The organism is Cellulomonas fulva (assembly GCF_018531375.1).
Classification (GTDB): domain Bacteria; phylum Actinomycetota; class Actinomycetes; order Actinomycetales; family Cellulomonadaceae; genus Cellulomonas; species Cellulomonas fulva.
Genome location: NZ_JAHBOH010000001.1, coordinates 1,664,489 through 1,675,533, shown reverse-complemented (window position 1 = coordinate 1,675,533; position 11,045 = coordinate 1,664,489). Strand labels below are relative to the sequence as shown.

The 11,045-nt window shown below is 72.5% G+C and carries 10 protein-coding genes; 6 read left to right on the top strand and 4 right to left on the bottom strand.

The window, feature by feature from the left end; all coding sequences use genetic code 11:
* The first annotated feature begins 283 nt into the window (after window positions 1-283).
* Window positions 284-904, top strand: a complete 621-nt coding sequence (locus tag KIN34_RS07525; protein ID WP_214348771.1) for a DUF47 domain-containing protein — start codon at window positions 284-286, stop codon at window positions 902-904.
* A gap of 5 nt (window positions 905-909) precedes the next feature.
* Entirely contained in the window at window positions 910-1,911 is a 1,002-nt protein-coding gene (locus tag KIN34_RS07520; RefSeq protein ID WP_214348768.1) for an inorganic phosphate transporter, read from the top strand.
* Between the two features lie 21 nt (window positions 1,912-1,932).
* Here KIN34_RS07520 and KIN34_RS07515 read toward each other — a convergent pair whose 3' ends face one another.
* On the bottom strand, window positions 1,933-2,532 hold the full coding sequence (locus KIN34_RS07515) for a hypothetical protein (RefSeq protein WP_214351906.1): 600 nt from the start codon (window positions 2,530-2,532) through the stop codon (window positions 1,933-1,935).
* A 239-nt stretch (window positions 2,533-2,771) separates the two neighbouring features.
* On the opposite strand from KIN34_RS07515, the gene KIN34_RS07510 reads away from it, so the two are divergent.
* The 3 genes from KIN34_RS07510 (at window position 2,772) to KIN34_RS07500 (ending at window position 6,691) form a co-directional block, all read left to right on the top strand.
* The gene (locus KIN34_RS07510) at window positions 2,772-4,268 is read left to right on the top strand and encodes a sugar porter family MFS transporter (protein WP_214348765.1); all 1,497 of its coding nucleotides are present in this window, start codon (window positions 2,772-2,774) and stop codon (window positions 4,266-4,268) included.
* A gap of 194 nt (window positions 4,269-4,462) precedes the next feature.
* On the top strand, window positions 4,463-4,948 hold the full coding sequence (locus tag KIN34_RS07505) for a MarR family winged helix-turn-helix transcriptional regulator (protein WP_307858136.1): 486 nt from the start codon (window positions 4,463-4,465) through the stop codon (window positions 4,946-4,948).
* A 153-nt stretch (window positions 4,949-5,101) separates the two neighbouring features.
* A complete protein-coding gene (locus tag KIN34_RS07500; RefSeq protein ID WP_214351904.1) occupies window positions 5,102-6,691 on the top strand; it encodes an MDR family MFS transporter in 1,590 nt (529 codons plus the stop codon).
* A 60-nt stretch (window positions 6,692-6,751) separates the two neighbouring features.
* On the opposite strand, the gene KIN34_RS07495 is transcribed toward KIN34_RS07500, so the two are convergent.
* The 3 genes from KIN34_RS07495 to msrB form a co-directional block, all read right to left on the bottom strand.
* On the bottom strand, window positions 6,752-7,228 hold the full coding sequence (locus KIN34_RS07495; RefSeq protein WP_307858135.1) for a MarR family winged helix-turn-helix transcriptional regulator: 477 nt from the start codon (window positions 7,226-7,228) through the stop codon (window positions 6,752-6,754).
* 143 nt (window positions 7,229-7,371) lie between these two features.
* Entirely contained in the window at window positions 7,372-8,124 is a 753-nt protein-coding gene (locus tag KIN34_RS07490) for a nuclease-related domain-containing protein (RefSeq protein WP_214348758.1), read from the bottom strand.
* A 201-nt stretch (window positions 8,125-8,325) separates the two neighbouring features.
* Window positions 8,326-8,730, bottom strand: a complete 405-nt coding sequence (msrB, locus tag KIN34_RS07485; RefSeq protein WP_214348754.1) for a peptide-methionine (R)-S-oxide reductase MsrB — start codon at window positions 8,728-8,730, stop codon at window positions 8,326-8,328.
* Between the two features lie 233 nt (window positions 8,731-8,963).
* Here msrB and KIN34_RS07480 point away from each other — a divergent pair, with 233 nt between their 5' ends.
* Window positions 8,964-11,006 (top strand): putative bifunctional diguanylate cyclase/phosphodiesterase, encoded by a 2,043-nt coding sequence (locus tag KIN34_RS07480; protein WP_307858134.1) that lies wholly within the window; start codon window positions 8,964-8,966, stop codon window positions 11,004-11,006.
* Window positions 11,007-11,045 lie beyond the last annotated feature (39 nt).

Sequence of the window (11,045 nt, the reverse complement as noted above, 5' to 3'; positions counted from 1 at the left end):
CGCTCCCGGTCCGGCGTCGCCCCCGTGCTCGGCCCCACCCCGGCGCCTTGTCGACCGCGCCCTGACGTCCTCGGCCACGCTCGTCGAGGGCGCGTCGGGGGCTCGTCGGGGCTCGGCGAGCGCTCGTCGTGCCGGCCGCCCAGCCGTTCTCCAGCCAAACCCCAGCGCGGCCGGAGGCTCCCCTGTCACCATGGGTTCACACGGAAGACGAACCCCGTTTCCCGTTTCTCGGCCGTGTGACCTAGCCTGTGCCCGACCGTCCTCCCCTCCTCCGGAGCCTCCCGTGCGCCTGCGCCTGACACCGCGCGATACCACGTTCTTCGACCTCTTCGCCGCATCCGCGCAGCACCTGGTGACGGGTGCCAACCTGCTCGGCCAGATGCTCGGTGCGGACCAGCCGACCCGCAAGGAGATCGGCAAGCAGATCTCGGAGGCGGAGCACCAGGCCGACGAGGCCACGCACCAGATCATGCGGCGTCTCAACCAGACGTTCGTGACGCCGTTCGACCGCGACGACATCTACATGCTCGCGTCGAACCTCGACGACTGCATGGACTACATGGACGAGGCCGCGGACCTCATGGTCCTGTACAAGGTCGGCGAGCTCCCCGCGCGGGTCGCCGACCAGGTGCAGGTCCTGCAGCGCGCCGCCGAGCTGACGGCGGAGGCCATGCCCCGCCTGCGCTCGATGGACTCGCTGTCCGAGTACTGGGTCGAGGTGAACCGGCTCGAGAACCAGGCGGACAAGTCGCACCGCAAGCTCCTGGCGCAGATGTTCGACGAGATCGCGGACCCGATCCTGCTCATGAAGCTCAAGGAGATCGTGGAGACCCTCGAGGACGCGGCGGACGCGTTCGAGAAGGTCGCCAACGCGGTCGAGACGATCGCGCTCAAGGAGTCCTGAGCTCCGTGGAGGTCGCGCTCGTCATCCTCGTCGTCGCGCTCGCGCTCGGCTTCGACTACACCAACGGGTTCCACGACGCCGCGAACGCCATCGCGACGTCCGTGTCTACCCGCGCGCTGACGCCCCGCGTCGCGCTCATGATGGCCGCGGTGATGAACTTCGCCGGCGCGCTGCTCGGCACCGAGGTCGCAGAGACGATCGCGAAGTCGATCGTCGACCTCGGCGACGCGACCCCGCACCAACAGCTCGTCGTGGTGCTGTGCGCCCTGGTCGGCGCGATCACCTGGAACCTCATCACCTGGTGGTTCGGGCTGCCCTCGTCGTCCACGCACGCGCTGATCGGCGGGCTCGTCGGCGCGGGCCTCGCCGCCGGGCTCGGCGTCTACGGCTCGTCGATCGTCGACAAGGTCGTCCTGCCGATGATCTTCTCGCCGCTGATCGGCTTCACGCTCGCGTTCGCGCTCATGGTCGGCCTGCTCTGGCTCATCAAGAGCGCGTCGCCGGCGCCGACCATGCGCCGCTTCCGCCTGGCGCAGACCGTCTCCGCGGCCGCCATGGCCCTGGGCCACGGTCTGCAGGACGCGCAGAAGACCATGGGCGTGATCGTCATGGCGCTCGCCGCGGTCGGCTGGGCCACGCCCGGCGAGATCCCCCTGTGGGTGAAGCTCGCCGCGGCCGCCGCCATCTCGGCCGGCACGTACTCGGGCGGCTGGCGCATCATGCGCACGCTCGGCCGCAAGATCATCGAGCTCGACCCGGCGCGCGGGTTCGTCGCCGAGTCGGTGTCCGCGACGGTCCTCTACGTCAACGCGTTCGTCCTGCACGCCCCCGTCTCGACGACGCACACGATCACCTCGGCGATCATGGGCGTGGGCGCGACCAAGCGCCTGTCCGCCGTCCGCTGGGGCGTCGCCAAGAACATCGCGATCGCCTGGATCCTGACCATCCCGGCCGCCGCGCTGGTCGCGGCGGTCTTCACCTGGATCCTGCACCCGCTCCTGAGCTGACCGAGCCGACCGCGCGCGGCGTCAGTCGAGGCGGTCCGACCGCCACAGCGCCCCGGCGTGCTCGAGCTCCTCGGCCGTCCGCAGGAGCGACGAGGCCCCGAGCGTGAGCCGCGCGGCGGCGTCCGGGTCGACGACGTCGAGGTGGTCGGCGTCGAACGCGGCGCCCACGGCGAGCACGCGGCAGAACGCGCCCGCGCGCTCGAGGGCGACCGCCAGGTCCCCGGTGTAGACCCCGGACAGCACGGCGTCCGCGACCGCCCGCACGTCGTCGGGACCCGGCGCCTGCGCCACCCCCGCGACGACGTCGTGCACGGGCACCGCGGCGACCCCCTGCCGGTACCGGTCCGCGACGGTGGCGGGGTCCCGCCGGACCCACTCCCGCAGCACGTAGAGGCGCCAGAGCGCGCCCGGCAGCGTGTGCGCGGGGCTGTCCGACCACAGCGCCGCGACGACGTCCAGCCCCTCGGTCTCGACGAGCGCGACGAGCCGGGCGACCACCTCGGGGTCCTCCGTGGCGCGGCCCTGGTGCACCAGCGCCGCGGCCGTGGTGTGCGCGATCTCACCGCGCAGCGCGGGGTCCATGTCCCCCGGCAGCTCGTCCGCGGCCTGCGGGTCCAGCATCGCCGGCCGTCGCGGCCGGCGTCCCTCGTCGGTCATCTCGCCCACCCCTCGTCGTCCCGTCCGGCTCCCAGCATGCGGCAGGACGCGGCGGGCACCGCGCCCGGCGCGTCGTGGAGGGGGCCTCCCGACGACTCGCCGACGGTCCGAACGCTCCCTCGACGTGCAGCGTCGCACGTCAAGGGCCATTGTGGTGCTGGCGCCGGGTGGCCGGCGGCAGGGCAGGTACAGGAGGTCGCACGATGTCTGCAGCGTCACCCGCGGGAGAGCCGAGCACCGCGCCGGGGATCCCCCGGTCCCTGAGGAACAAGGCGATCGCGCTCTCGGTCGCCGCGGCGGTCGGTGGCTTCCTGTTCGGCTTCGACAGCTCCGTGATCAACGGCGCCGTCGACGCGATCAACCAGGAGTTCGACCTGGTCGACAACGACATCCTCTCGGGCTTCGTCGTGGCGGTGGCCCTGCTCGGCTGCGCGCTCGGCGCCTGGATCGCGGGACGCCTCGCGGACCGCTGGGGCCGCACGCGCACGATGGTGCTCGGTTCCGTGATGTTCCTGGTCTCCTCGGTGATGACCGGCCTCGCCTTCTCCGTCGGCGACCTGATCCTGTGGCGCGTGCTGTCCGGCATCGGCATCGGCATCGCGTCCGTCATGGCGCCCGCCTACATCGCCGAGATCTCGCCCGCGGCGCTGCGCGGCCGGCTCGGCTCGCTGCAGCAGCTGGCGATCACGCTCGGCATCTTCGCGGCCCTGCTCTCCGACCAGCTCCTCCAGGACGCCGCCGGCGGCCCCGAGGAGGAGCTGTGGCTGGGCTTCGCGGCCTGGCAGTGGATGTTCTTCGTCGGCGTCGTCCCCGCCGCCGTCTACGGCATCCTGGCGCTCGCGATGCCCGAGTCGCCGCGCTACCTGCTCCTCAAGAGCCGGCACGACGAGGCCCGTCGGGTCCTCGCGTCCGTCGACCCCGACCCGGACGACGCGGTCCGGCGCATCGAGAACGCGATCGAGGAGGACCAGCGCAACGCCCAGCAGGGCAGCCTCAAGGGTCCCGTGCTCGGCCTGCTCCCGATCGTCTGGGTCGGCATCCTGCTCTCCGTCTTCCAGCAGTTCGTCGGGATCAACGTGATCTTCTACTACTCGACGACGCTGTGGCAGGCGGTCGGCTTCGACCAGGACGACTCGTTCATGGTCTCGACCATCACCTCGATCACCAACGTCGTCGTGACGCTCATCGCCATCGCGCTGGTCGACAAGGTCGGCCGCCGCCCGATGCTGCTCGTCGGCTCGCTGGGCATGACGGTCTCGCTGGGCCTGATGGCGCTCGCCTTCACGCAGTCCTTCGAGGTGCCGGACCCCGAGAAGGCCGGCGAGATGATGACGATGCTGCCGGACGGCTGGGGCACCACCGCCCTGATCGCCGCCAACGCGTTCGTCGTCTTCTTCGGGGCGACGTGGGGCCCGCTGGTCTGGGTGCTGCTCGGTGAGATGTTCCCCAACCGCATCCGCGCCGCCGCCCTCGGCGTCGCCGCCGCGGCGCAGTGGATCGCGAACTTCGTCATCACCGAGACGTTCCCGATCCTGCTCGGTGCGTTCGGCGCGTCCATCCCGTACCTGATGTACACGATCTTCGCGTTCATCTCGTTCTGGTTCGTGCTCGCGAAGGTCCCGGAGACCAAGGGACGCGCCCTCGAGGACATGAACGACCTCAAGGTCGAGCGCGGTAGGCGTCCGGCCCCCACGACCTGACCGGCCCGACCCGCACCCGACTCGCACCCGACTCGCACCCGACTCGCACCCGACTGGCGTGCTCGCGGCCCACCGCCGCGAGCACGCCATCGGCGTCTCTGGCGATCGCCCGATCGACCCTCACCAACACAGTTGCATGATGCACGCATCTGCGGGTATGTTTGCTTGCGACAACCATGAGAAGAGGCGATGACGTGGAGGAGCCGGAGCAGCGGCTGCTGCGCTCGGTCGAGGAGTTCTGGCGCACGCTCCGTGAGGCCGGGCCGGCACTGGTGCGTGACACCGAGTGCAGCCGCTCGACGGCCACGCTGGTCCGCATCCTGGCCACCCGCACCCGCCTGGGCCGCTCCACGCAGGTGAGCGACGTGGCGCACGCGCTGCGGGTCGACATGTCGGTGGCGAGCCGTCAGGTCAGCCAGCTCGTCGAGGACGGCCTGGTGGAGCGCACGGTCGACACCGAGGACCGCCGGGCGCGGGCCCTGCGCCTCACGCCGCTCGGCCTGGACCGCGCGGACGCCGTGGAGGCGCGCCTGCTCGAGCGCACGCTCGAGCTGTTCGCGGACTGGTCGCCGGTCGAGGTCGCGGAGGCGACGGACCTGCTCCAGCGGCTCACGACGACGCTCGACCGCGCGGCCCACCCCGATCCCGAGCCAGCGCTCACGCAGCCCGCGCTCACGTAGCCCGCGCTCAGGTACCCCAGCCACCCCGTTCTGCCCGCCGACGACGCCGGGACCGATCCGCACCCGACCGAAGGAAGCACCGTCACCGTGTCCACAGAGCCCACCACCACCGCGGACGCCCCCGCCGCAGCGGGCGCGCCGACCCCCGGCAGCATGACCCACCGCGAGGTCCTCGAGGCGCTCTCCGGCATCCTGCTCGGGATGTTCGTCTCGATCCTCGCGACGAGCGTCGTGTCGTCCTCGCTCCCCCGCATCATCACCGACCTCGGCGGCAAGCAGTCCGCCTTCACGTGGGTCGTCACCGCGACGCTGCTCACGACGACGATCTCCACGCCCATCTGGGGCAAGCTCTCCGACCTGGTCAACCGCAAGCTGCTCATCCAGCTGGCGCTGACGATCACGGTCGTGTCCTCCGCGCTCGCCGGTCTGTCGCACAACACCGAGATGCTGATCGGGATGCGGGCGCTGCAGGGCATCGGCGCCGGTGGCCTCACCGCGCTCGGCACGGTGCTGATCGCCGACATCATCAGCCCCCGCGAGCGCGGCCGGTACATGGGCATCATGGGCGGCGTCATGGGGCTGTCGATGGTCGGCGGCCCGCTGCTCGGCGGCGTCATCACCGACTCGTCGCTGACGTGGCGCGCCAACTTCTTCGTCGGCGTGCCGTTCGCGATCTTCGCGATCGTGGTGCTGCAGCGCACGCTGCACCTGCCCCCGCTGAAGAGCCGCGTCGTGCGGATCGACTACTGGGGCGCCACGTTCCTGTCGATCGGCATCGCGCTGCTGCTGCTGTGGATCACCTTCGCGGGCGACTCGTTCGCCTGGGGCTCGTGGCAGACGGCCGCGATGGTGGGCGGCGCCGTCGTGGCGCTCGCGATCGCGCTGTGGGTCGAGTCGCGCGTCGACGAGCCGATCATCCCGCTGCACCTGTTCCGCAACCGCACCCTCGTGCTCTCGGTGGTCGCCAGCATCGCGGTGGGCATCGCGATGTTCGGCACCTCGGTGTTCCTGAGCCAGTACATGCAGCTCGCCCGCGGCAAGACGCCGACGCAGTCGGGCCTCATGACCATCCCCATGATCGCCGGCGTCTTCGTCGCCTCGACCGTGACCGGCCAGATCATCTCCCGCACCGGCCGCTACAAGCGGTTCATGATCGCGGGCGCCACGCTGCTCACCGTGGGCCTCGCGCTCATGGGCACGATCCACTACGACACGAGCTTCTGGCTCGTGAGCCTCTACATGGTGGTGCTCGGCACCGGCGTGGGCATGCTGATGCAGAACCTGGTCCTGGCCGTGCAGAACACGCTGCACGTGTCCGAGGTCGGCTCCGGCACTGCGACCGTCGCGTTCTTCCGCACGCTGGGTGGCGCGATCGGCGTCTCGGTCCTGGGCGCCATCCTGTCGACGCGGTCGACGGACCTCATCGCCTCGGGCCTGGCCAAGCTGGGGATCGACCCCTCCGCCATGGGCGGCGACGGCACGCTGCCCGACCTCTCGACGCTGCCGGGGCCGATCCGCCTGGTCGTCGAGCAGTCGTTCGGCGACTCGATCGCGGACCTCTTCCTGGTGGCGACGCCGGTCGCCCTGGTCTCGCTCCTCGCGGTGCTGTTCCTCAAGGAGATCCCGCTCGGCCGCCGCTCGGGCGTGGAGCAGCGGCTGGAGGAGGACGCGACGGCAGCCGTCGCGCCCGTCCCCGAGGAGCTCGTGACGGCGTCGTCGGAGGAGCGCACGAGCACCCGCTGACGTCCGCTCCCGTGGCACCCACATGCCGCCCGCGCCCGCGGGCGGCCGCCGGTGGCGGCCTCAGGCCCCGGCGCTCTCCTGCGCCGGGGTCCTGGTCGTCCAGGCGGTCGTCAGGTCGCGGTTCAGGCGGCCGAGCTGCAGCGTGAGGGCCGCGATCTGCTCGGGCTCCCAGTCGTCGAGGGCCCGGCCGAGGAACGTCCGCCGGCCGGTCTGCGCGGTCTGCAGCACCTGGTGGCCCTCGTCGGTCAGGGACAGGAGCTGTCCGCGGAAGTCCTCCGGGTCAGGGGCCCGTGAGACGAGGCCGATCTCCGCCAGGCGGGCGAGCTGTCGCGACATGGTGCCGCGGCCGACGCCGATGTACGCGGCCAGGTCGCTCGCGCGCACGTCGGGCGTGCCGGAGATCAGTGCCAGCAGCTCGTACGCCGCCGGGTCCAGCTCGGGGTGCACCATCCGCGCCATCGCGGACGACGAAGCCGTCGCCCGGCGCAGGAAGATCCCGAGCTCGCGCTCGAGATGGTGCATGTCGTCGTCTACCACGCGGACATCTTCGCCTGCCGGAGGCCATGCTGGAAACGTTCCCTCACCTGTCACGATGCTCCGAACGGGTGATAACCCTGGGCACTCTGGGTGGCAGCACCCAGCGGTGTCGGGTATGGGCGCTGCGGCGGGCGCGACGTGGGTCAGCGGGCCCAGGTGACGCGCTGCCGCGCCACGTGCGCGATCGCGGAGACCCGGTCCGCGGGGAGCGTGACCGGCAGCGCGCGGACGGCGGCCGGCAGGGTCGCGCGCGTCACGACGAGGGTGCCGTCGGGTTCCGTGCCGCCGCGGGCCTCCAGCGTGCCGCGCACGACGAGCACCGAGCCGACCCGGACGGCCGCGCAGCCCGCGGTCAGCAGCAGGCCCTGGACGCGCGCCGCCTCCATGCGCGCGGCGTGCAGGTGCCCGACCGGCACGCGGTCGACGGTCATGCGCCGTCCCTCGACAACGACGTGCTCCGTGGCCCGGCCGCGCTCGGCGACCGTGAAGATCCCGCCGGGGCCGATCAGGAGGTGCTCGACGACGGTGCCCTGCCGACCGAGGGGCAGGTCGTGGATCACGTGCCAGCCCTCGGCGTAGAGCCGCTCGAGGCGGGTGCGCAGCGGGGCGCCGCGCTGGTCGCGCGGCTCCTCGCGCGGGCCGAGCCACGCCGCGAGCGCGGACTGCTCGGGCTCGCCGAACGGCTGCCGCGGCAGCGGGAGGGTCAGCTCGTCGGACTCCGACCGCAGGAACGCCTGCGCCGCGCGGCGCACGCCCTCCTCGAGCTCCGGCTCCTCGACCACGACCTCGCCGGACTGCAGGTCGACCGACCCGATGCGCGCGCCCGTCTCCTGGGTCACGAAGAGCCGGTCGGCGCCGTAGCGCCGCCACCTCCGCACCGTCAGGACCTGTTCCACGTCGTCATTATCGGCAGCAGAGGGGCCCGGCTTCAGTTCCGCGCGCCACCTGAGACGGCGTGTCGACCGACCGGCCGCCACCCGGGCGTGGCGCTCGCCCTCGGCGGGCCTCGCCGGGTGCGCGCGGTCGGGTGACACGCCCGCCGAGCGACCGCCGAGCGAGCGGCCGCCGAGCGAGCGGCCGCCCTGCCCGACGCCGGCTCAGCCCTCGCCGGGCTCGAACGTCAGGCTGACCGAGTTCATGCAGAAGCGGTCACCCGTGGGGGTCTGGGGGGCGTCGTCGAACACGTGCCCCAGGTGCGACCCGCACCGCGCGCAGCGCACCTCGGTCCGCACCATCCCGAGCGAGCGGTCCTCGAGGAGCTCGACGCTCCCGCCGGCCAGCGGCGTGAAGAAGCTCGGCCAGCCGCAGTGCGAGTCGAACTTCGCGTCCGACGAGAACAGCTCGGCGCGGCACGCCCGGCAGCGGTAGACGCCCGTGCGCTTCTCGTCCAGCAGCGCGCCCGTCCAGGCACGCTCGGTGCCCGCACGGCGCAGCACCTGGAACTCCTGCGGGTTCAGCTCGAGGGCCCACTCCTCGTCGGACCTCGTGACGTCGTACGCCATGACTGACCTCCTCCTGGACCGGGCCCGTGCCCGGCCTCCGCTGCTGTGAACCATCGTCAGGCGCTCGTCGTTCCCCCGCAGCGCGACCACCCGTGCGGCCGCGACGGCAGGCCGCGCGGCGGCAGCGGCCGGGGCGACACTCCCGGCCCGCCTTGCGCCCCGCACCCCGCGACGGCCTACGCTCGGGCAGAAGACGGCCCGGTCCCCCAGTCCGAGCCCGGCAGGAGGTCCGCGTGCCCCGTGGCGCACCGCGACGACGCTGGTCGCTGACGCGCTACTTCGGCGTGGTCAGCGTCCTGGCCATGGCCGCGCTCGGCGTCGCGCTGGTCTGGGTGAGCTCCAACGTCATGCAGGAGCAGTCCGTGCGGGACGGCACGCAGTCGGCGACGTCCGTGATGGCGTACGCGGCGGCGCCCCTGCCGCCGGAGTCCTTCGCGGGCGGCGTGCTGACGATGGACCAGCGGGAGGCGGTCGCCGCGTCCACGGCGGGGTTCGGGGAGCGCATCGTCGAGCTGCGGCTGTGGAGCACCGCGGGGACGCTGATGTACAGCTCGAGCGCCGCGAGCGTGGGCTTCCCGGACATCGAGCGGCTCAACGCGGTCATGGTCTCCGCCGCCCCCGACGCGCAGGTGCTCGACGACGTCGGCCGGGTCGCCCCCGGCTCCGCCGTCGGGGCGACCGTGCGGGAGGTCCTCGACGTGTACGTCCCGGTGCACGCCTCGGACGCGCACGGCGCCGTCGACGAGGCGGCCGACCAGGGGGACGCGCCCGGCACCGACGCCGTGATCGGCGCCGCCGAGGTCATGCTCGACCACACCGCCGCCGTCGACGCGCTGGCGGACGCGCGCCGCACGGTGACGCTCGTCGTCGCGGGCGGGCTGGTCGCGCTGTGGCTCCTGCTGTTCCGCACGGTGCACACCACCTCGAAGCGCCTGCAGGCCACCGCGCTGGAGAACGCGCGGTTGGCGCTGCTCGACTCGCTGACCGGGCTGCCGAACCGGCGCCTGCTCGCGGACCGGATGCGCCGCGACGTCGAGACCGCGCTGGCGAGCGGGGGCCGCGTGGGCCTGGTGCTGCTCGACATCGACCGGTTCAAGGACATCAACGACTCGCTGGGCCACGACCACGGCGACGAGCTCCTCGAGCAGGTCGCCGAGCGGCTGCGGGGCGCGCTCCGCGACGAGGACGTCGTCGCGCGGCTGGGGGGCGACGAGTTCGCGATCCTGCTGCCCGACGTCCGCTCGGTGGCCAACGCCGAGCGGCTCGCCCGTCGCGTCCGGCAGCTGTTCGTGCCGCCGTTCCAGCTCGGCGAGATGTCCCTGCACGTCGAGACGTCTGTGGGCGTCGCCTGCATCCCGGACCACGCGCACGACGCGTCGTCCCTCATGCGCACCGCCGACGTCGCGATGTACACCGCCAAGCACCACCGCACCGGGGTCGCGGTGTACGACCCGGACGAGGACCACTCGTCGCCGGCCCGCCTGGTGCTGCTGGGCGACCTGCACACCGCGATCGACTCGCCGCCGGACACGTCGCAGCTCGTCATGCACTACCAGCCGAAGATCGCGCTCGAGTCGGGCGAGACGGTGGGCTACGAGGCCCTCATGCGCTGGGTCCACCCCGACCGCGGCGTCCTCACGCCGAGCGTGTTCATCCCGCTCGCGGAGCAGTCGGGCATCATCCACGAGCTCACGCGGTTCGCGCTGACCGCGACGATCCTGCAGCTCGCCCGCTGGCAGTCGCACGGCACGCCGCTCCCCGTCGCGGTGAACCTCTCCGCGCACGACGTGACGTCCCCGGCCGTCGTCGACGTGATCGAGGGCCTGCTCGCGGAGCACGGCGTGACGCCGGAGCTGCTCGAGGTCGAGATCACGGAGACCGCGCTGGTCGCCGACCCGTCCCGCATCGTCCCCGTGCTGCAGCGGCTCGACGACCTGGGCGTGAAGGTCGCGATCGACGACTTCGGGATCGGGAACACGTCCATCTCGCAGCTGCGTGACCTGCCGGTCGACGAGCTGAAGATCGACCGGCTGTTCGTGACCGACCTGCGCGAGGGCGGCCGGGAGAGCTCGGAGGTCGTGGTGCAGGCGATGGTGGACCTGGCCCACTCCTTCGGGCTGCGCGTGGTGGCGGAGGGTGTCGAGCACGCGGAGACTGCGGCGGTCCTGCGCCGCCTCGGGGTCGACCGCGCGCAGGGGTTCCTGTGGTCCGCCGCGGTCCCGCCGAGCGAGGTCGTCCCACCCGCGAGGCGCGGGCGCGTGCCGACGACGGGGTGAATCTCGGGCAGACTGTTCAGGAACGGCGCAGACGTGCCG

Bases quoted from the DNA above. Each gene is read 5' to 3' on its own strand.
- KIN34_RS07500 (WP_214351904.1), top strand. From the start codon at position 5,102: ATGACCCACCGCGAGGTCCTCGAGGCGCTCTCCGGCATCCTGCTCGGG.
- KIN34_RS07510 (WP_214348765.1), top strand. From the start codon at position 2,772: ATGTCTGCAGCGTCACCCGCGGGAGAGCCGAGCACCGCGCCGGGGATC.
- KIN34_RS07515 (WP_214351906.1), bottom strand. From the start codon at position 2,532: ATGCTGGACCCGCAGGCCGCGGACGAGCTGCCGGGGGACATGGACCCC.
- msrB (WP_214348754.1), bottom strand. From the start codon at position 8,730: ATGGCGTACGACGTCACGAGGTCCGACGAGGAGTGGGCCCTCGAGCTG.